This window comes from Bacillus sp. DWP3-1, from assembly GCF_049896565.1.
GTDB lineage: Bacteria > Bacillota > Bacilli > Bacillales > Bacillaceae > Bacillus.
Genome location: NZ_JAFCUN010000003.1, coordinates 21,327 through 41,412 on the forward strand (window position 1 = coordinate 21,327; position 20,086 = coordinate 41,412).

Genomic DNA, 20,086 nt, shown 5'->3' on the forward strand with positions numbered 1-20,086 from the left:
GTAGATAAGGAGTCTTTTTCGGATATAACGGGCTTGCCTATTGATTAGGCAGGCTTTTTTGATTACTATTATAAATCTAATGAATAACAATGATCATTCTTTGAAAATAAAAAAGAGCAACTTAACGGATAAGGAAGGTATTTAAGAATGAAAATAGCCGTTGTAACAGACAGTACTGCTTATATACCACAAGAACTGCGTGATAAACATCATATTCATATGATCCCTCTTAATGTCATTTTTGGCAACGAATCATACCGTGAAGAAATAGAAATGGATTGGAAGACATATTATGAAGAAGTCAAAAAGCATAAAGACCTTCCAACCACCTCTCAGCCTGCTTTCGGTGAGTTAATAGAATTATATGAAAAACTAAGTGAAACATACGATGCCGTGATTAGTATTCACCTTTCAAGCGGAATTAGTGGAACATATAATAGTGCAGCCTCAGCAAATGACCTAGTTGACGGGATTGATATTTATCCGTTTGATACAGAAACTAGCTGTATGGCGCAAGGTTTTTATGCGATAGAAGCTGCTGAAAAAATCCAAGGTGGTGCTTCTCTAGAAGAAGTGTTAGCCCATCTCAATTATCTGAAAGAGAATCAGAGAGCTTATTTTATGGTAGACGATTTAACTCATTTACAAAGAGGCGGCAGATTAAATGGTGCTCAGGCTTTTATTGGGAGCCTCTTAAAGGTAAAGCCTATACTGCATTTTGACAACAAGCTAATTGTCCCTTTTGAGAAGATTCGTACACGGAAAAAAGCCATTTCACGTATTTTTGAATTATTTGACGAAGATGCATCACGTGGTGTCCCGATGAGAGCAACACTGATACATGGTAATAGAGAAGAAGAAGCAGACGACTTAATTGCGCACTTATCAGAAAAGTATCCTCATGTTGAATTTTATAAAAGCTACTTTGGTGCCGTGATTGGCACTCATCTAGGCGAAGGCTCTATTGCTCTTGGCTGGGTGATTAGATAAATCTTAAAAAACCTCTTTTCTAATAGAAAAGGGGTTTTGTTTTTCTATTTTAGCTGTTGGACGAAAGGTCATGTCTTTGCGCATAATAGGCAAACATCAGTTGAAAGGTGTTTGGTGAAATTGAACATGGACAAAGCAATGGAACTAAGGCAGCAACTGCAGTCATGCCACCTGCTTACCGCTGAAACAAGATGCTCACAGTCCGATTTGGATTGGCTGGTGGAGAAAGGGTTAGTCATCCGAACACCTGCTATTGAGAGGAAAGCAAATGGTCTTACTTGCTGTAGATGTGGTGTATCAAAAAAGCGGTACTTTGCCCACACTCCGTGTGACATGTGTCAAAAAGATTGTGTGTACTGTAGATCATGCATCATGATGGGGAAAACAACGGAATGTGGCTTTCTTTATGAATGGACGGGTCCACAAATGGAAGAAACATGTCATACGGAATTAACATGGCAGGGAAACCTGTCTAAAGGACAAAAAAGGGCGTCAGAAAAATTGATCGAAGCGATAAAAAACAAATTTGATCTACTCATCTGGGCAGTTTGCGGGGCAGGGAAAACAGAGGTGCTTTTTCACGGAATTGAATATGCCTTACATCAAGGAATGAGCGTCTGCATTGCGACACCTAGAACAGATGTTGTCCTTGAACTAGAGCCGCGGCTTAAAAAAGCATTTCAAGGAATGAAAATAGCTGTTCTTTATGGAGGAAGTCCTCAAAGGTTCCAAATAGCACCGCTAGTGATCGCCACAACTCATCAGTTGATGAGATACAAACTTGCATTTGATGTGCTTATTATAGATGAAGTCGACGCCTTTCCTTATTCAATCGATGAACGTCTCCAATTTGCTGTTTTAAAGGCAATGAGAAAGAAAGGGGTTAGGGTTTATTTAAGTGCGACGCCCTCTAAGAAAATGAAAAGAGATGTATCTCGTGGACAACTAGAAGCCATAAAAATTCCTCTGCGCTTTCACCAACAACCGTTACCTGTCCCGTCCTTTCAATGGATTGGACATTGGAAGAAGAAATTAAAAAAGAACCAGCTCCCACCTAAAGTAATGAATTGGATGCAGAAACATATCACAAAGAAGAGAAGGATTTTACTTTTTGTTCCTTCTATTTCGACCATGAAGAAGATAACGAAGGTCCTTAGAGAACACCGCTTAAATGTGGAGGGGGTGTCTGCTGATGATCCAGACAGGAAACAAAAGGTCCAGCACTTCAGAGATTATAAATACGATGTACTAGTTACAACCACCATTCTAGAAAGAGGCGTTACCATTCCAAATGTTCAAGTGGGGGTACTAGGTGCGGAATCTACTATCTTTACAGAGAGTGCACTTGTTCAGATTTCTGGTAGAGCAGGTAGACATCCCGATTTTTTTAAAGGAGATGTAATCTTTTTTCATTTTGGTTTAACGAGAAGTATGAAACAAGCAAAGAAGCATATCGTAAAAATGAATGATACAGCTGCAAAAGAGTTTTCTGAAAAATAATGTGGGTCCAACTAAATTTCATGGTACATTTATATTCACAATACACAAATGGCAGGAGAGACAAATATGCTACTCAATGCAAAAGAAATACTACTCAAGGAAATCCTCTATCAATATCTCAACCAATTAAACATGATTTGTCACTGTGAAAAGTGTATAGAAGATGTATTAGCGATTTCACTAAATCAAGTGAAGCCTCAGTATATAACAGATATCGATAAAATATCTTACAGTAAATCCGAGATGGTGGATAAACAGAAGAATACGGCCATGCTGGTCATTCTGACAGAAGCTGCTTCAAAGGTCACCACATTTCCAAGATGCGAAAATCGTCTGCCGATAAATAAGGATAACAATTGATCTGCCTAATTTGTGAGGGGCATTTTGTCGCTGCTTTTACATGGAAATCATTACTTCTATTAAATGATGAACATCTATGTATAGCATGTAAGCATCACCTAGAAAAAATTCAACGCCCGATTTGTCCAGCTTGTGGGAGAGCACAGTCGAATGATCAATTATGTCAAGACTGTTCCCGGTGGAAAGAACGCCCTGATTCTACTATAGTACTTGTGAAAAATAGGTCTGTTTATGCTTACAACGATTTGATGAAAGATGTCCTTTCCCGCTTTAAATTTCGAGGTGATACAGCTTTAGCTGAGCTTTTTAAACAAGATGTCCAAGCAGTATTTAAGCGCTCCTTTTCAATTAAAGAACCTGTGCTGATCCCGATTCCTTTAAGTAAAGAAAGGCTAAAGGAAAGAGGGTTTAATCAGTCAGTCATACTTGCTTCCTTGATTGGTCAGCCGATCCTGCAGCCGCTTGTGAAAATACATCAAAGCAAGCAGTCTAAGAAAAAGAAAAATGAACGTTTAGATCAAAAAAGAATGTTTCAAATCAAGCAGACAGATGCGATCGTTCAAAGGGATGTTATCTTAATTGACGACATCTATACAACGGGGGCCACCATTTATGATGCGGCAAGAATTTTAAAAGAAGCAGGTGCCAAAAGTGTTTCCTCTTTTACGTTGATCCGTAGTTAAAATTCAGGATAATTAACCGATAATAAGAAGAGAAAATAACGTAAGGGGTTTTGGTTATGAATCAATTGGCAAACTGTCCACAATGTAATCAGCTATTTTTAAAAACCACCATCCAAACGGTTTGTAACAAATGCTTCGAAGAAGAAGAACGTTCTTTTGATATCGTTTATAAATTCTTGCGAAAGCAAAGTAATAGACAATCAACCATTGCTGAAATAGTAGATGCAACAGAAGTTGCTGAAGAATTAATCTTGAAATTTATCCGTTTGAAAAGACTTCAAATTAGTCAATTTCCGAATATCAACTATCCTTGTGAAAGATGTGGCCAACCGATCAGAAAAAACAAGCTGTGCAGCCAATGTGAACAGGATATTCATTCGCAAATGAGTCAAATGAATCAAGAAGAAGAGCGTAAAAGGGAGATTGAATCTAGGAAAAAAGACACCTATTATGCCATTAATCCTAAAAACGATTGATTCCCTAAACTAAGTTGCAGTTTGGTCGATAAAATGGATAGAATCAAGACAGACTGTAACGGAAAGCGAGAGGAATCCCGTGAAAATTAATCGATATGGAACACAACCAGTAAATCCTTACAAGAAAACATATGAGAAACAAACGTTGCAATCAAATCAAGCAAAATCAACTGATAAAGTCGAAATTTCTAAAAAGGCAATCGAAATGCAAAAGGTGCCGAATATCATGAAAGAACGCCAAGATAAAATAGACCAAATTAAAAAAAGCATTGAAGCCGGAACATATCAAGTAGATACAAAAGGCATTGCTGATAAAATGCTGAATTTTTATAAACAACAATAACAAAAGGGAGTAGCGTGAATGTCAGTTAAAATAATCATTGAAGAGCTGCATCGTCTCTATGGATTGCATGAACAGCTTTTGAAGCTGTCGAAGGATAAAACAGAAATGCTGAAAAGCAATGAGATTGATGCTCTTTCAGAGGTTCTGAATTTAGAGCAAAAATATATTCAAGCCATTTCTCAATTAGAAGAAAAACGAATTGAAGCCACAGTTCAATTTTTACAAAGTGATGAACCGCCAACCATCACCGCGTGTATCGAAAAGGCTGAAGGTTCGGATCAAGAAGAGCTCATTTCGTTATATGACAAATTAAATGACATCATGGTGGAACTGAAAGATGTAAATGAACTGAACAAACAGCTCATTCAGCAGTCGCTTCAATTTATTTCACTGACATTCGATCTCGTTAACCCTAATAAAGAAAATATGAATTACGGACAAAATGGTCTTGAGAGTTCAAAGCCTAAACAGCAGAGGGCTTTGTTTGATTCAAAGGCGTAAACAAGGAGGATACCAATGGGTTCTACATTCATGGGTCTAGAAACGGCAAAAAGAGGAATCACAGCCCAGCGTGCAGGGCTTTATGTCACATCAAACAACGTCTCCAATGCAAATACAGATGGCTACTCAAGACAAAGAGTTACCTTTAAAGCAGATAATCCTTATCCAGTCATTTCAGTTTATGACGGCAAGACGTATGGCCAAATGGGGACAGGAGTTCAAGTTGGAACCGTTGAAAGAATTCGAGACAGCTTTTTAGATCTGCAATTCAGAGATCATAACAATAACTTGTCTTACTACTCAACAAAATCTGATGCCCTTTCGCAAATGGAGGGAGTTATGAATGATTTGACGGATGAAGGCTTAAACAGAGCTTTTGATAACCTTTGGAAATCATTACAGGTCCTATCCGAAACAAAAAATGCCGATACAGCGTCTGCGCGTACAGTTGTTAAAACAAGTGCACAGGCTTTAGTAGATCAATTCCGTCTACTTAATTCGTCTTTAACAACGATACAAAAGAATTTAAAAACAGAACTCGATTCAACAGCCAAAAATGTGAACACGATTTTATCTCAAATAGATGAAGTGAACAAACAAATTGCAGCAGTTGAACCAAACGGGTATCTTCCAAATGATCTATATGATACGCGTGATGCGTTGGTAGATCAATTATCCTCACTTGTTGATATTAAAGTGAGCTATAATCCATCTGGCGGGAATGCACTCAAAATTGCTGAAGGAACTGTCAACATCGACATTATCGGTGCAAATGGACAATCTGCTGGAACGATTTTGAATGGCATTACGAGCGAAAAATCTGAACTGCAAATCTCCTATGATAACACAACGGGACTTGTTAACTCACTTCAATTCGGAACAACAACCATTGCAGCAGATCAGCTTCAAGTGAATGGTAAAGTAAAAGCACTTGTTGAGGCTTATGGTTACATGTCAAATGGTGCTGAAAAAGGCATGTATCCGGATATGCTTGCAGAGCTGGATGAAGTAGCACAAGTATTTATGGATACATTTAACGATGTGCATAAGCAGGGGTACACGTTAAATGGCACAAGTGGACAAGACTTCTTTGATATTGAGAATAACAATGAATTGAATAAAGGCTTAGCAGCTCGTATCAAAGTGAGTGATGTCATTTTAGCATCAACAGATAATATTGCAGCATCTCTCAATCAAACAAAAGGTGACGGTTCGAATGCTACAAAATTAGCAAATATACAAGACTTAAAGTTACCAATCGGCGGCAATACAACGACGATCCAGGATTACTACCAAAATGTCATTGCTGAGATGGGGATTCAAGGGAAAAAGAACATGACGCTAGAAAGCAGTTCAGCCGCTCTTGTCAATTCAGCCAATGAACGTAGAATGTCGACGAGTGCTGTTTCCATTGATGAAGAAATGACGAATATGATCCAATTTCAGCATGCATATAATGCAGCTGCGAGAGTTGTGACATTACAAGATGAAATATTGGATAAAGTAATAAACGGCATGGGTGTCGTAGGAAGGTAGGTATAGCTGATGCGAGTCACACAAGGTATGATTTCTCAAAACTCACTTCGTAATATTAGTAAAAGTTATGAAAAACTTTCTAAAATAAATGAGCAAGCACAAACAGGGAGACGTTTCACAAAAACGTCTGATGATCCCGTTGCAGCAGTAAAAAGCCTTCAATATAGCACAGCAATGTTTCGAAATGAACAATATCAAAAAAACTTAAATGAAGCACAAAACTGGATTGATACATCTGAAACAAGTGTCACTGAAATCATTGATATTATGTCAAATGTACGAGATAAAGTGCTTGATGCGGCTAACGGAACAAAGCAGCCAGAAGATTTAGCAGCTATCGGAGTGGAAATTGGCCAGATGAAGAAACAAATCATTGACGCAATGAACACTCAGATGTTAGGTAAATTCGTATTTAATGGAACGAATACAAATGTCAAACCAGTTGTCGAGAACGCAGATGGTACGTTTACGTTTAACTTTGAAAACTATACAGATGCAAATGCCGTTAAGTCGAACATTTCTGATGGTATCACTTTAAATGTGAACTCAAATCCAATTTCAGCGTTTGGTGGACAGTCTGCCAGCGGTCAAAATGTCATTGAAATGCTGACGGATTTAGAAAATTCATTGAAAAATGGAACGTTCGCAAATTCTGATGATGCGTTAGGAAGTATCGATCAGTTTAAAGAAGTGATGAGTGCTGAGCGCTCGGACCTAGGAGCCCGTTCAAATCGTGTTGACTTAGTAGGCAGTCGCTTGACTTCACAATTCGAAGTACTGAAAAATGCCAAATCAGATAATGAAGATGTAGAAAGTGAAAAAGCAATTATTGATCTTCTTCAACAAGAGGTTGTGAATAGAGCTGCTTTAGCAACGACGGCTAAAGTTATTCAGCCATCCCTTGTCGATTTCTTAAGATAATAAAAAGCATCCGTTGGGTGCTTTTTTGCATCATGGAGGTGTACCTATATGCAAATCCCTAGATTGTTAATGCAACAAACCTATGCAAAGCTGCAAATGTCGACAACTCCTTCTCGGCAAGAAGTAGAGCAGCCAAGAGCAGACCTTGAGATTCAGCAGCCCAGAGCCGTCATGAATATGACAAGGACACCGTCAAAATTAACAATAGATCAAACCGAAGCATTTGCCGATATGGATATCAAGTCGATTTTTAGACGATCTGAGGAATGGGCAGCTGAGGGGAAACGTGCTGTTGGAGAGGGAATGGGCCGAAGAGCGGAAGAAGGCAGTGAACTCATCAAGATCGAGAATGGTGGGAATGCAATTGCCGAGTTTGCCAAAATCAATGGCACCCCTCCAGCCAAACAATTCACCATTGGTGTGATCCCTTCATTCTTTAGTGTCAAAATTCACTATCAGCCATCTGAGCTTCAAATTGATGTGGAGCCTCAAAAAGCTATTATAGAGGCAACGCCTCATAAACCAATCGTTAACTACCAGCCAGGTAAGGTCAATATTGATATGTTACAATACCCAGATTTAAAAATAGAAGTTGACGAAACGGGCCAAAATGGTGATAAGGTATAGTTAAGAAAAATGAAAAAGGTCGTGAATTATGATCATTCAAACAAAATATCATGGTGAAATGACAATCAAAGAGGAGCAAATCATCAACTTCTCTAATGGAATACCAGGATTTCTGGATCAAAAACAGTTTGTCATTTTACCTTTATCAGAAGAGTCTCCATTTTTAGTTCTTCAATCATTGAAAAACGCAGAGTTAGGCTTTATTGTCAGCAGTCCGTTTTTATTTTTCAATCAATATGAATTCGATCTAGACGAAACGGTCGTAGATATTCTAGAAGTAGAAGATGCCAATGATGTGGAAGTCATGGTGATCTTAACAATGGAATCTTCTATTGAAAAAACGACAGCCAATTTAAGAGCGCCTATTATTGTGAACCGGAAAAACATGAAAGCCAAGCAGGTGATTTTGCATGATTCAGCCTATCATACAAAACATTTGTTAGAGGTGGCATCCTCATGTTAGTTCTCTCGCGTAAATTAAACCAGTCGATTCAAATTGGCGATGATATTGAAGTCAAGATTATTTCAATCGAAGGAGATCAAGTGAAAATCGGGATTGAAGCTCCTAAGCACATTGATATTCACAGGAAAGAAGTGTACCTGTCTATTCAAGAAGAGAACAGTCGTGCTGCGAGTTTATCCGTAGATCTCCTCACTCAATTATCCTCACAAAAAAAGTGAGGATTTTTTTATCTAATTCAGTTGTCCTTCTCCGTATGAAAGCGTTTCGATGTGTGTGTTTATAATCTATATGAAACTTTAACAAATCTGTCCATCTATATTTAATTTGAAAATTCAAAGCCGATATAAAAGATAGATTAAAGCACAGGAGCTGAATAACTATGTCTGTTGGTAAGTTGACATCGCTAGAGCCAATTATCGATGCATTTCAAACCCGTGTTTCTAATAACCAGAATGACAATGTAAACTCTGATTTACAAGCAAATGGCAAGGTCGTTTCAAAAGAAGAAATTGAAAAAACGCTTCAAGGAGCAAACAAGCTCATTGAGCCCACTCAATTTCATCTGCAATTTGAATTACATGAAAAACTCAATGAATATTATGTCAAAGTCGTAGATAACCAAACAGAAGAAGTCATTAGAGAAATTCCTTCCAAGGAATGGCTTGATTTCTATGCGGCAATGACAGAAATTGTCGGTTTATTTGTAGATAAAAGAATGTAAGTGAAGGGAGAACATAAAAAATGGTCAATCGAATTACTGGATTTTCAAATGTGTTTGATATTGATGAAATCGTATCAAAGCTAATGAAAACTGAGCAAGCACCACTTGATAAAATGACACGCCAGAAACAAACACTTGAATGGCAAAGAGACAGCTATCGCGAGGTGAACTCGAAAGTCAAAGAATTAGATGATTTGATCAACAGTTTAAACTTAACGCGTCCAAGTACATATGGCGCAAAAAAGGTGACAAGCTCAAATGAATCTGCTGTCACAGCAACTGGCTCAACTAATGCTACCTCTGGCTCAATCAATGTCACCCAATTAGCGACAGCTTCCGTCTTCAGATCATCTGGTACATCTGGATTTACACCAACAAATGGCACGTTTACATTCGAAGTGACGACACCAGATTCGACAAAACCGAAAACGGTGACGATCAATACTTCTGATACCGATACAATTGATGACATCGTGAAAAAGCTGAACAACTCGCAATTAGGTGTGACGGCTTACAAAGGACAGATCTTTGACGGATCAAACTATGTCGATACGGTCGCTCTCACTTCACGGACAACGGGAGAAGGTGTCAGTATTAAAGCAGCTGATGGTAATTCAGCTTCATTCTTCACTCAATTAGGCTTCCAAGTGGATGGAGATAACAAATTAGTTGCGACCACTCAAGGGCAAAAAGCACAATACGAGATTAATGGTCTGAAAATGGAAAATAACAACAATACATTTGAGCAGGCTGGTATTACGTACGAGCTTAAAGGGACAACCGATAAGCCTGTCAGCTTAAACGTTTCAACAGATGTCGATACAATCTTTGATAAAATTAAACAATTTGTTGATAAATACAATGAACTTGTTGAGCAGGTCAATGGCAAAGTCAATGAAAAAAGAAATAGGGACTATCATCCTTTAACAGCTGAAGAGAAAAAAGCAATGTCTGACAAAGAAGTGGAGCTATGGGAAACGACAGCGAAGTCTGGCTTGCTGAGAAGTGATTCCATTTTACGAGGTGGTGCCTCTAAAATAAGAAGTGATTTTTATGCTGATATTACGACAAGTGATGGGAATAGAATTCACATGACACAAATCGGAATTACCACTTCAGATAAATATAAAGATGGCGGAAAGCTTGTCATTGATGAACCGAAACTAAGAAAAGCCATTGAAGAAGACCCACAGAAGATCAGTCAAATATTTATGTCAGGTTCGCTAAATGTGGATTCAAAAGATAAAGATAAAGCGCAGCAGCAATATCAAGAACAAGGAATCATTCATCGTATCAAAAATTCCTTATCAGCCTTCACGAAGAGCATTCAAACTAAAGCTGGCAGCACAACAATGCAATTAAAGGAATACGGACTTGGTAAGGACCTTGATTCTTTAACAAAACGAATGGATACATTCCAAGATCGTTTAAAAATGGTTGAAACCCGCTACTACAAAAAGTTTAGCGCCATGGATAGCGCGATTCAAAAGCTAAACAACCAATCTGGCTATCTTTCTCAACTGCTTGGACAATAATTGGAGGTTTATAACATATGGCAATAAAGAACCCTTATGCCGCCTATCAGAAAAATTCTATTGAGACTGCAACACCTGCTGAGTTGACGCTTATGCTTTATGAAGGCTGCTTAAAGTTCATTAGACTAGCGAAGTATGCCATTCAAAAAGAGGATGCAGAAACGAGAAATGTGAACCTGAAAAAGGCTCAAAACATCATTCAAGAATTAAATGTCACCTTAAATCGATCTTATGACGTATCAAAGAGTATGGCAAGTATGTATGATTACATTTATCGCAGACTGATTGAAGCCAATCTTCAAAATGACGAAGAGATGTTGAATGAAGTAGAGCAATACGTAACTGATTTTCGTGATGCATGGAAGGAAGTTATTCAAACCGATCGAAAAGGGCGCCATCACTCTATCGGGGGATCTCTATGAGTATTGTGGACCAGCTGCATGACCAAACATTAAAAATGGCAGCCGAAATAGCGGCAAATCCGCAAAGTGACACCTTGGTTGAAGACTTTGATGCCTTTTTGATTGAGAGAGACGAATTAATGAGAGATATTCAGCATGAGCTGACAGATCAAGAAAAAGAGAAAATCAAAGAAATCATCCAAACAGATCAACAGATGGCGAAGCAATTAACTGTGATCCAAAATGGGATCAAAGCAGATATTCAAGCCATTCAAAGAAAGAAAACAAAACAGCTGAATTATCAAAATCCATACCAGCCTATGACGAGTGACGGCGTATATTACGATAAACGGAAATAATTAGGTGAGACCTGTGGCGTATCGTTCAGATGACTATATTTTATTAACCACATATTATGAACTTCTATTTACGATAGAAGAGAGTCTAAAATATTTAGATGAAATTGAGAAGGATTTTGCTAAAACAGAAGGGGATCGGATCTTTAATGATCTGATCCATGCCTTCTTTCATTTAGAGACAACACATCCCCTTCTGCTTTCAATTATAGAAAATGAGCACTTTGCCAAAACGATTCGTTCGTTTGATCAAATTTTTTTAAGTTTTGATATACTAGCTTTCTATACATTCCCTTCAATACACTTCCAATCATTCCTTAAAGCATATTTTATACCTGAATATAGAAAGTGGATGGATGAAATACATGCCTGTATGAGGCCGTATGTCATTCATTAATTTTTGTTCAATTCAGACTTTCGGAGGAAATTATGAGACTAAAAAATCAATTTTTGTTTGGGCTTATTGTCATATGTGTATTGTTTGTCAGTATTTTAGGGTTCTCAAGCTTTATCTATTACAAAACAGATCAATCCTACAAGACGCTTCTCAGCAAAGAAGTGAAGCTTTATCAGACCTCACTGGAATTAGAGGCGCTTTTGCAAAAGCAGGAAGCGCAAATCAAAACCTATGTTGTCGTGCAAGATGCTGAAAATTTACAGAAAATTGAGCAAACATATGAAGAGATTAATAAGAAAACAACTGAAGCTTCAAAAATGAGCGCTGTCAAACAAGCAAAAAATCTATTAGATCAAATCTCAGAAAAAAATTATCTTTACTACACCTCAACGAACCGACTATTTAATTCATTGAATATGCAAAATCAAAAAGAATTCAACACCCGCCTCAGTCAAGAATTACAGCCTATCGAACAAGAAATACATACCTTTACAAAAGAATTTGCTCAAACCCAGTTGAAGCAACGTGACCAGAAAATCAATCAGCTCAATCAAGACAGTAACCAATTACTATTCACACTCATTCTAGTTAGTGCGGTCATTATTGTTGGCTTTTTGGTGATTGGGACAAGATTCGTTTATCGTATGACAAAGCCGATTGTTTCTGTCACAAATGCCGCGAGAAGGATGGCAGATGGTGATCTTACACTTGAAGAGATTGAAGTGACCTCTAAAAATGAGATTGGCCAACTCGGTACCGCTTTTAATCAAATGACGACTCATTTACGTCAACTCATTTTACAGGTGCAAAATGGATCAAGACAATTAGCTGATTCTGCTGCTCAGTTTGAGGAAACCATTCATCAAACAATATCGGCAAGTGAGCAGACGTCTAGTTCGATTGAACAGGTCGGTGAAGCTTCACGTGAACAATCAGACGCGGTCGGAAAAGTAGCTTCTGCGATTCAAGAAGTCTCGACTGGTATGCAAAATGCAGCTGAACATACATCCGATGTTTCGGGTCACTCAATTTCAGTGACTGAAAAGGCTGAAGAGGGTGCAGCACTTATTCAGCAATTTGTAAAACAAATGAACTCTATAAAAGCGTCTGTGAATGAACACCATTCCACAATGGCTCATGTACAAACCCAGTTTACTGGCATTGAAGATTTGTTAGGTCATATCCATGCCATTGCTGACCAAACGAATTTGCTTGCTTTAAATGCTGCTATTGAAGCGGCAAGAGCAGGAGAACATGGAAGAGGCTTTGCGGTTGTAGCAGATGAAGTGAGGAAACTGGCGGAAGAATCTAGTCAGCTGACAGATCAAATTAGTCAATTACTCGCGAACGTGAACAAAGATACTGAAAAATCATCACACTCGATGACAAAGGTTGAGCAGGATGTAGCAGAAGGTGTGAAAGTATCGCAATTGTCTGAACAGAGTTTTCATGAAATCCTGGAATCTATTCGTGATATTTCGATGAAAGCAGAGGAGCTTTCAGCCACTGCAGAGCAAATTTCAGCTAGTACAGAGGAAATATCTCAGACGGTTGGGGTCATTGAAGAAGGAGCCAAACGCAATTCAGAAGAGACGGAGTACATGTCTGCTGCTGTTGAAGAATCATTGGCGGCAAATGAAGAGATGAAAGCAGCGGCGGAAGATTTAAAAACCTTATCTCATTCGCTGAAAACATCCATTTCATCTTTCACGATTTAAACGTGAGCTGGTCTTTTTCAAGAATGAGCCGAATATATATTCATCACCTATCAAGCAACAGTTGAAGCACCGCAAAATTCGACAAATTTCAATGAATATTCACATTTTTTTTACGTTTGAGCAGGAGAAAAGGAGGGAAAAGTAGAAATAGGTTTACATATCCTTAATTTTAAAGGAGGCGTTCTTTACATGAATTACAATGTCAGAGGAGAAAACATCGACGTAACACCTGCACTAAGAGATCATGTCGAGAAAAAAATTGGAAAGCTGGAGCGTTATTTTGAAACAGACGTAGATGCTTCAGTCAACGTGAACTTGAAGTTTTACAATGATCAAGAATCTAAAGTTGAGGTTACCATTCCAATGACTGATCTAGCACTTCGAGCTGAGGTGCATAATGAAGATATGTACAATGCAGTAGACCTAGCAGCCAGTAAATTAGAACGTCAAATTCGAAAACACAAAACAAAAGTAAACCGTAAATTCCGCGAGCAAGGTGCCAAAAAACACTTATTTGCTGGAGGAAATGGGACGGCTGATGTAGCTGTTCAAGATGACGAAGAAATTGATGAAACAGAAATCGTCAGACAAAAACGATTCAATTTAAAACCGATGGATAGCGAAGAGGCCATTCTTCAAATGAACATGTTAGGTCATAGTTTCTTCGTCTTCACAAATGCTGAGACAAATTTGACCAATGTGGTCTATCGCCGAAATGATGGCAAATATGGACTCATTGAGCCAAACGCTTAATCTGATCTAAAAACAACCTAAAAAAAGTAAACCCGTTCCCTTCATAAGGGGCGGGTTTTTTGTGCGAAATCATTGCAAATTCTTTGGAAATGAAGGAAGGTATGGTATGATAAATGCAGGTAAATATGGACCTGTCAATCTTTTGGACATGCCGAAAAATTGCATGAAATAGAGGAGCGTTATTATATGCTTGGAATCTTAAACAAAGTGTTTGATCCTACGAAACGTACGATCAGCAAATATGAAAAAAAAGCAAATGAAATCGAAGCTCTCGCACAAGATTTCGAGAAATTATCTGACGAGGCTTTACGAAATAAAACGATTGAATTTAAAGAAAAACTTGAAAAAGGACAATCCGTGGATGACCTGTTGGTTGAAGCATTTGCAACGGTTCGCGAGGCATCACGCCGCGTGACAGGAATGTACCCGTTTAAGGTGCAGCTCATGGGGGGGATCGCGCTTCATGAAGGCAACATCTCTGAGATGAAAACAGGTGAAGGTAAAACGTTGACATCAACAATGCCTGTTTATTTAAATGCTCTTTCTGGAAAAGGCGTCCACATTGTGACAGTCAACGAATATTTGGCAAGCCGTGATGCAGAGGAAATGGGCAAGATTTTTGAATTTCTTGGCTTAACGGTTGGCTTAAACTTAAACAGCTTAGACAAAGATGAAAAAAGAGAAGCGTATGCCGCTGATATCACGTATTCAACAAACAATGAACTGGGCTTTGACTATTTACGAGATAACATGGTGCTTTACAAAGAGCAAATGGTTCAAAGACCGCTTCATTATGCCGTGATCGATGAGGTTGACTCCATCTTAATTGATGAAGCGAGAACACCTCTTATCATTTCTGGACAAGCTGCGAAATCTACAAAGCTTTACGTACAAGCCAATGCATTTGTTCGTACATTAAAAATAGAAGATGATTTCACATATGATATTAAAACAAAAAGTGTACAGCTGACAGAAAGCGGAATGACGAAGGCGGAAAAAGCATTCGGCATCGAGAACTTATTTGATGTTAAGCATGTTGCGCTGAACCATCACATCGCTCAGGCGCTGAAGGCACATGTTGCGATGCAAAAAGATGTAGATTATGTCGTTGAAGAAGGCCAAGTCGTTATTGTTGACTCTTTTACAGGACGTTTAATGAAAGGACGCCGTTATAGTGAAGGTCTGCATCAAGCTATTGAGGCAAAAGAAGGTCTCGAAGTGCAGAACGAAAGTATGACCCTTGCAACGATTACGTTCCAGAACTACTTCCGTATGTATGAAAAGCTATCTGGTATGACTGGTACAGCGAAAACGGAAGAAGAAGAATTCCGTAACATTTACAACATGCAGGTTGTGACAATTCCGACCAATCAACCAGTGGTTCGTGATGACAGACCTGATTTAATTTACCGCACAATGGAAGGTAAATTTAAAGCAGTGGCTGAGGATGTTGCGCAGCGCTATATGACAGGGCAGCCAGTTCTTGTCGGAACAGTAGCGGTTGAGACATCTGAGCTTATTTCTAAGCTGCTTAAAAATAAAGGGATTCCTCATCAAGTGTTAAATGCGAAAAACCATGAGCGTGAGGCACAAATTATTGAAGAGGCTGGTCAAAAAGGTGCCGTCACCATTGCGACAAACATGGCAGGTCGTGGTACGGACATCAAGCTTGGCGAAGGCGTCAAAGAGCTTGGCGGTCTAGCTGTGATTGGGACAGAGCGTCATGAATCACGACGTATTGATAACCAGCTTCGCGGACGTTCTGGTCGTCAAGGAGACCCAGGGATTACTCAATTCTATCTCTCCATGGAAGATGAATTGATGCGCCGATTTGGTGCAGAGCGCACGATGGCGATGCTTGACCGCTTTGGCATGGATGACTCTACACCTATCCAAAGTAAAATGGTGTCTAAAGCCGTTGAATCATCTCAAAAACGCGTCGAGGGGAACAACTTTGATTCCCGTAAACAGCTTCTGCAATATGACGATGTACTTCGTCAGCAGCGTGAAGTGATTTACAAACAGCGCTTTGAAGTCATCGATTCTGATAACTTAAAATCGATTGTCATCAATATGATGCAATCTTCAATTGAGCGGGCTGTTGGTTCTTATACGCCGAAAGAAGAGCTTCCTGAAGAATGGAAACTAGATGGGCTTGTTGAATTAATCAACACGAACTATTTAGATGAAGGAGCTATTTCGGTCAAAGATATTTATGGCAAAGAAGCAGATGAAATCACCTCCTTCATCATGGATCGTATTAAAGAAAAATACGATGCGAAAGAAGAAACATATGGCGATGAACAAATGCGAGAATTTGAAAAAGTCATCGTTCTTCGTGCGGTGGATTCAAAGTGGATGGATCATATCGATGCAATGGATCAGCTGCGTCAAGGGATTCATTTACGCGCGTATGCACAAACAAATCCGCTTCGTGAGTATCAAATGGAAGGATTTGCGATGTTTGAGCATATGGTTGCTTCAATCGAAGATGATGTAGCCAAATATGTCTTAAAATCAGAAATTCAAAACAACCTAGAACGTGAAGAAGTCGTTCAAGGCCAAACAACTGCTCATCAGCCTCAAGAGGGTGATGAGGAGAAGACAGTGAAAAAGAAGCCGGTACGTAAAGTCGTAGACATTGGGCGAAACTCACCATGTCACTGCGGAAGCGGCAAGAAATATAAAAATTGTCATGGGAAGACAGAATAAGTAATGGAAAGAGGTGAAAACCTCTTTCTATTCATGTCAGCCCCCATACATCTATGAGGTGAAGGATATGGAATTAGTAGAAATTAGACAAGAGCTTGAAAATATGGCTAGCAGGCTAGCTGATTTTAGGGGGTCTCTTTGACCTCGAAACAAAAGAAGCCAAAATTGCAGAACTCGAAGCGACAATGTCAGAAGCTGATTTTTGGAATGATCAGCAAAAGGCACAAGGCGTCATCAATGAAGCCAATGCACTAAAGGATAATGTGAATGCATACCATGAGCTCAGTGAATCTCATGAAGAGCTGCAAATGACACATGACCTATTAAAGGAAGATTATGACGAGGAGCTTCATGCAGAGCTTGAAAAAGAGCTGAAGAACTTAACCAAGCAGTTTAACGAGTTTGAGTTGCAGCTTCTCTTAAGTGAACCATATGATAAAAACAATGCCATTCTTGAGCTTCACCCTGGTGCAGGCGGTACTGAATCACAGGACTGGGGTTCTATGCTTCTGAGAATGTATACTCGCTGGGCAGAGCGCAGAGGCTTTAAGGTAGAAACGCTTGATTATCTTCCTGGTGATGAAGCAGGAATTAAATCTGTGACATTGCTCATCAAAGGGCATAACGCATACGGGTACTTAAAAGCAGAAAAAGGTGTCCATCGTTTGGTTCGTATTTCTCCTTTTGATTCATCTGGCCGCAGGCATACGTCCTTCGTTTCCTGTGATGTCATGCCAGAGTTCAATGAAGAAATTGATATTGATATTCGGACAGAAGATATCAAGGTAGATACGTATCGTGCAAGCGGCGCAGGTGGACAGCATGTCAATACGACTGACTCTGCCGTTCGTATCACACACATACCAACCAATGTTGTGGTCACATGCCAAACAGAAAGGTCACAAATCAAAAACAGAGAACGTGCGATGAAAATGCTGAAATCGAAACTTTATCAAAGACGGATCGAAGAACAGCAGGCTGAATTGGATGAAATTAGAGGAGAGCAGAAAGAAATTGGCTGGGGAAGCCAAATTCGCTCTTATGTATTCCATCCGTATTCTCTTGTGAAAGACCATCGAACCAATACGGAGATGGGAAATGTTCAAGCGGTCATGGATGGAGATTTAGATTCATTTATCGATGCTTACTTACGTTCGAAATTATCATAAAAACTCGGCTTCTTGCTGGGTTTTTTTAATTGTGAGAAAATATAATGAATATAAAGGAATACATATGCCATACTGACTCTATATCCTTTGTATGATGAAATTAGCAAATAAAGGGGGAAATATTTTGGGATTAACACCATTACAAGAGACGTGGGATTTAGATGCCTTTTTTAAAGGAGGCAGTTCTTCACCAGAATTTAAAACATACCTGCAACACATTCAGCAGCTATTAGATGAATTAAGACAAAAGGTCGATGCCTTTTCAAAAGAAGATACACACATTGAAAGCAGGTTAACGTCTGTCCTTGACACGTATGAAACCACATATAAAAAACTGTCTCAAGCAGGTTCATTTGTATCCTGTCTTCAATCTCAAAATACAAAGGATATGAAGGCTGGCAGTCTTCGAGGTACGATAGCCAAGCTTGAAGCTGATTTAGGTACCATTCTTGCGCTGTTTGATCAAGCGCTTGCTGCCATCTCTCCTGGAAAATGGGAAGATCTCTTGAATTCAGAGGCCTTTTCAGATGTACGCTACATATTAAATGAACGCAGAGAGCGCGTGAAGGATCAATTGCCTGTTGAACAAGAAACGTTGATTCAAAAGCTAGCCGTAGATGGCTACCATGCGTGGGATGAGCTTTATTCTAGCTTGGTGAATAAGATTATGATTCCATTTGAACAAGATGGTGAAACGCAGATGATCTCTGTCGGCCAAGCGGAAAATGCGATGGATGATTCAGATCGTGAAGTCAGAAAGGCCGTATATCATAACTTAGAGCACGCATGGACACAGGATGAACATCTATTTGCAAGCACGCTTAATCATCTGGCAGGTTTCCGTTTACAAGTATATGAAGCAAGAGGCTGGGATCATATTTTAAAAGAGCCGCTTGATATTTGCCGGATGAAACAAGAAACCCTTGATGCAATGTGGTCTGTGATTGATGAACATAAGCAGCCATTCATTGATTACTTACATCGAAAGGCTGACATGCTTGGAGTGGATAAGCTAAGCTGGTTTGATGTTGGGGCTCCTATTGGCAGTGAAACCAAGATCTATCCCTATCAAGAAGCAGCTGCTTTTATTGTGAAACATTTCGCTGGATTTGGAAAAGAGCTTGCTGCCTTTACAGAAAAAGCCTTTAATGAACGCTGGGTAGAAGCTGAGGATCGTCCAAACAAACGAGTAGGCGGTTTTTGTACAAATTTTCCTGACAGCGGGGAGTCACGCATTTTTATGACCTTCTCAGGAAGTCCATCCAATGTGGCGACACTCGCGCATGAGCTTGGTCATTCGTTCCATCAGGAAGTGATGCAGGATGTTCGCATTCTTAATCGCAAATATGCGATGAATGTAGCTGAAACGGCGTCGACATTTGCAGAAATGATTGTGGCTGATGCTTCATTAAAAGAAGCGGCAAATGAAGAGGAGCGTCTCAGTTTGTTAGAGGATAAGCTTCAGCGGAGTGTAGCATTTTTCATGAACATTCAATCTCGTTTCTTATTTGAACAGCGTTTTTATGAAGAGCGTAAACAAGGAGAAGTGCCGGCGGATCGGTTGAATGAGCTGATGGTAGAAGCGCAGAAGGAAGCCTTCGGTGACTCTTTAGATGAATACCATCCACATTTCTGGGCGTCTAAGCTGCATTTCCATATCACAGGTGTACCGTTTTATAATTTCCCATACACATTTGGCTACATGTTCTCACTAGGGATTTATGCAAAAGCCTTGCGGGCTGGTACTTCGTTTGAAGAGAAGTACATTGCATTACTAAAGGATACAGCTTCAATGACAGTAGAAGATTTGGCTCATAAGCATTTAGGCGTCGATCTTACCCAAAAAGCCTTTTGGGAGGAAGCCATTGGTTTAGCTGTAGCAGACGCTGAAGAGTTTTTAGAAGCGACGAAAAAGTAAAAATGA

22 protein-coding genes are annotated in these 20,086 nt (G+C 39.3%); all 22 read left to right on the forward strand.

The window, feature by feature from the left end:
• Window positions 1-147: 147 nt before the first annotated feature.
• The 22 genes from ACP7A0_RS07770 to ACP7A0_RS07875 all read left to right on the forward strand — a co-directional run bounded on the left by ACP7A0_RS07770 (window position 148) and on the right by ACP7A0_RS07875 (window position 20,080).
• Window positions 148-990, forward strand: a complete 843-nt coding sequence (locus ACP7A0_RS07770) for a DegV family protein (RefSeq protein WP_034660152.1) — start codon at window positions 148-150, stop codon at window positions 988-990.
• Window positions 991-1,110: 120 nt separating this feature from the next.
• Window positions 1,111-2,490, forward strand: coding sequence for a DEAD/DEAH box helicase (locus ACP7A0_RS07775; RefSeq protein WP_426004770.1), 1,380 nt, complete (start codon window positions 1,111-1,113; stop codon window positions 2,488-2,490).
• A gap of 66 nt (window positions 2,491-2,556) precedes the next feature.
• Window positions 2,557-2,850 carry a late competence development ComFB family protein gene (locus ACP7A0_RS07780; RefSeq protein WP_060597398.1) on the forward strand — a complete coding sequence of 98 codons (294 nt, stop codon included), beginning with the start codon at window positions 2,557-2,559 and terminating at the stop codon, window positions 2,848-2,850.
• Window positions 2,847-3,533 carry a ComF family protein gene (locus tag ACP7A0_RS07785; RefSeq protein ID WP_426004772.1) on the forward strand — a complete coding sequence of 229 codons (687 nt, stop codon included), beginning with the start codon at window positions 2,847-2,849 and terminating at the stop codon, window positions 3,531-3,533. The genes ACP7A0_RS07780 and ACP7A0_RS07785 overlap by 4 nt, the downstream gene beginning before the upstream one ends.
• 56 nt (window positions 3,534-3,589) lie before the next feature.
• Entirely contained in the window at window positions 3,590-4,009 is a 420-nt protein-coding gene (locus ACP7A0_RS07790) for a TIGR03826 family flagellar region protein (RefSeq protein WP_060597396.1), read from the forward strand.
• Between the two features lie 79 nt (window positions 4,010-4,088).
• Entirely contained in the window at window positions 4,089-4,352 is a 264-nt protein-coding gene (flgM, locus tag ACP7A0_RS07795; protein ID WP_003213252.1) for a flagellar biosynthesis anti-sigma factor FlgM, read from the forward strand.
• Window positions 4,353-4,370: 18 nt separating this feature from the next.
• Complete coding sequence (locus tag ACP7A0_RS07800) at window positions 4,371-4,853, forward strand: flagellar protein FlgN (RefSeq protein ID WP_034660146.1); 483 nt, start codon at window positions 4,371-4,373, stop codon at window positions 4,851-4,853.
• 15 nt (window positions 4,854-4,868) lie between these two features.
• A complete protein-coding gene (flgK, locus tag ACP7A0_RS07805; RefSeq protein WP_060597394.1) occupies window positions 4,869-6,389 on the forward strand; it encodes a flagellar hook-associated protein FlgK in 1,521 nt (506 codons plus the stop codon).
• A gap of 9 nt (window positions 6,390-6,398) precedes the next feature.
• Window positions 6,399-7,310 carry a flagellar hook-associated protein FlgL gene (flgL, locus tag ACP7A0_RS07810; protein WP_066031682.1) on the forward strand — a complete coding sequence of 304 codons (912 nt, stop codon included), beginning with the start codon at window positions 6,399-6,401 and terminating at the stop codon, window positions 7,308-7,310.
• Window positions 7,311-7,358: 48 nt separating this feature from the next.
• Complete coding sequence (locus tag ACP7A0_RS07815; protein WP_034660143.1) at window positions 7,359-7,937, forward strand: DUF6470 family protein; 579 nt, start codon at window positions 7,359-7,361, stop codon at window positions 7,935-7,937.
• 28 nt (window positions 7,938-7,965) lie between these two features.
• Window positions 7,966-8,400 carry a flagellar assembly protein FliW gene (gene fliW, locus ACP7A0_RS07820; RefSeq protein WP_426004776.1) on the forward strand — a complete coding sequence of 145 codons (435 nt, stop codon included), beginning with the start codon at window positions 7,966-7,968 and terminating at the stop codon, window positions 8,398-8,400.
• Window positions 8,394-8,618 (forward strand): carbon storage regulator CsrA, encoded by a 225-nt coding sequence (csrA, locus tag ACP7A0_RS07825; RefSeq protein ID WP_095285728.1) that lies wholly within the window; start codon window positions 8,394-8,396, stop codon window positions 8,616-8,618. The genes fliW and csrA overlap by 7 nt, the downstream gene beginning before the upstream one ends.
• Window positions 8,619-8,779: 161 nt before the next feature.
• Entirely contained in the window at window positions 8,780-9,121 is a 342-nt protein-coding gene (gene flaG, locus ACP7A0_RS07830; RefSeq protein ID WP_060597391.1) for a flagellar protein FlaG, read from the forward strand.
• 20 nt (window positions 9,122-9,141) lie between these two features.
• Window positions 9,142-10,656: a flagellar hook-associated protein 2 gene (locus tag ACP7A0_RS07835; protein WP_106030562.1), complete on the forward strand. Its 1,515-nt coding sequence runs from the start codon at window positions 9,142-9,144 to the stop codon at window positions 10,654-10,656.
• Window positions 10,657-10,673: 17 nt separating this feature from the next.
• Window positions 10,674-11,078 carry a flagellar export chaperone FliS gene (gene fliS / locus ACP7A0_RS07840; protein ID WP_106036481.1) on the forward strand — a complete coding sequence of 135 codons (405 nt, stop codon included), beginning with the start codon at window positions 10,674-10,676 and terminating at the stop codon, window positions 11,076-11,078.
• On the forward strand, window positions 11,075-11,416 hold the full coding sequence (gene fliT / locus ACP7A0_RS07845; protein WP_106043903.1) for a flagella biosynthesis regulatory protein FliT: 342 nt from the start codon (window positions 11,075-11,077) through the stop codon (window positions 11,414-11,416). Before fliS ends, fliT begins: the two co-directional genes overlap by 4 nt.
• A 13-nt stretch (window positions 11,417-11,429) precedes the next feature.
• Window positions 11,430-11,810: a hypothetical protein gene (locus tag ACP7A0_RS07850; protein WP_003213093.1), complete on the forward strand. Its 381-nt coding sequence runs from the start codon at window positions 11,430-11,432 to the stop codon at window positions 11,808-11,810.
• 32 nt (window positions 11,811-11,842) lie between these two features.
• The gene (locus ACP7A0_RS07855) at window positions 11,843-13,528 is read left to right on the forward strand and encodes a methyl-accepting chemotaxis protein (RefSeq protein WP_106048176.1); all 1,686 of its coding nucleotides are present in this window, start codon (window positions 11,843-11,845) and stop codon (window positions 13,526-13,528) included.
• Between the two features lie 189 nt (window positions 13,529-13,717).
• A complete protein-coding gene (hpf, locus tag ACP7A0_RS07860) occupies window positions 13,718-14,281 on the forward strand; it encodes a ribosome hibernation-promoting factor, HPF/YfiA family (protein ID WP_003213481.1) in 564 nt (187 codons plus the stop codon).
• A gap of 186 nt (window positions 14,282-14,467) precedes the next feature.
• Window positions 14,468-16,993 carry a preprotein translocase subunit SecA gene (secA, locus tag ACP7A0_RS07865; protein ID WP_106030560.1) on the forward strand — a complete coding sequence of 842 codons (2,526 nt, stop codon included), beginning with the start codon at window positions 14,468-14,470 and terminating at the stop codon, window positions 16,991-16,993.
• Between the two features lie 67 nt (window positions 16,994-17,060).
• A protein-coding gene (gene prfB / locus ACP7A0_RS07870; protein WP_106030559.1) for a peptide chain release factor 2 occupies window positions 17,061-18,162 on the forward strand; the annotation gives its coding sequence in 2 pieces (ribosomal slippage) (window positions 17,061-17,132 and window positions 17,134-18,162; 1,101 coding nt in all).
• 124 nt (window positions 18,163-18,286) lie between these two features.
• Window positions 18,287-20,080 carry a M3 family oligoendopeptidase gene (locus ACP7A0_RS07875; protein ID WP_060597382.1) on the forward strand — a complete coding sequence of 598 codons (1,794 nt, stop codon included), beginning with the start codon at window positions 18,287-18,289 and terminating at the stop codon, window positions 20,078-20,080.
• The last annotated feature ends 6 nt before the right edge of the window (window positions 20,081-20,086 follow it).

What these genes read in the sequence shown, in the direction of transcription:
- ACP7A0_RS07770 (WP_034660152.1), top strand. Translation starts at nt 148, where the DNA reads ATGAAAATAGCCGTTGTAACAGACAGTACTGCTTATATACCACAAGAA.
- ACP7A0_RS07780 (WP_060597398.1), top strand. Translation starts at nt 2,557, where the DNA reads ATGCTACTCAATGCAAAAGAAATACTACTCAAGGAAATCCTCTATCAA.
- ACP7A0_RS07790 (WP_060597396.1), top strand. Translation starts at nt 3,590, where the DNA reads ATGAATCAATTGGCAAACTGTCCACAATGTAATCAGCTATTTTTAAAA.
- ACP7A0_RS07800 (WP_034660146.1), top strand. Translation starts at nt 4,371, where the DNA reads ATGTCAGTTAAAATAATCATTGAAGAGCTGCATCGTCTCTATGGATTG.
- flgK (WP_060597394.1), top strand. Translation starts at nt 4,869, where the DNA reads ATGGGTTCTACATTCATGGGTCTAGAAACGGCAAAAAGAGGAATCACA.
- flgL (WP_066031682.1), top strand. Translation starts at nt 6,399, where the DNA reads ATGCGAGTCACACAAGGTATGATTTCTCAAAACTCACTTCGTAATATT.
- ACP7A0_RS07815 (WP_034660143.1), top strand. Translation starts at nt 7,359, where the DNA reads ATGCAAATCCCTAGATTGTTAATGCAACAAACCTATGCAAAGCTGCAA.
- fliW (WP_426004776.1), top strand. Translation starts at nt 7,966, where the DNA reads ATGATCATTCAAACAAAATATCATGGTGAAATGACAATCAAAGAGGAG.
- csrA (WP_095285728.1), top strand. Translation starts at nt 8,394, where the DNA reads ATGTTAGTTCTCTCGCGTAAATTAAACCAGTCGATTCAAATTGGCGAT.
- flaG (WP_060597391.1), top strand. Translation starts at nt 8,780, where the DNA reads ATGTCTGTTGGTAAGTTGACATCGCTAGAGCCAATTATCGATGCATTT.
- ACP7A0_RS07835 (WP_106030562.1), top strand. Translation starts at nt 9,142, where the DNA reads ATGGTCAATCGAATTACTGGATTTTCAAATGTGTTTGATATTGATGAA.
- fliS (WP_106036481.1), top strand. Translation starts at nt 10,674, where the DNA reads ATGGCAATAAAGAACCCTTATGCCGCCTATCAGAAAAATTCTATTGAG.
- fliT (WP_106043903.1), top strand. Translation starts at nt 11,075, where the DNA reads ATGAGTATTGTGGACCAGCTGCATGACCAAACATTAAAAATGGCAGCC.
- ACP7A0_RS07855 (WP_106048176.1), top strand. Translation starts at nt 11,843, where the DNA reads ATGAGACTAAAAAATCAATTTTTGTTTGGGCTTATTGTCATATGTGTA.
- hpf (WP_003213481.1), top strand. Translation starts at nt 13,718, where the DNA reads ATGAATTACAATGTCAGAGGAGAAAACATCGACGTAACACCTGCACTA.
- secA (WP_106030560.1), top strand. Translation starts at nt 14,468, where the DNA reads ATGCTTGGAATCTTAAACAAAGTGTTTGATCCTACGAAACGTACGATC.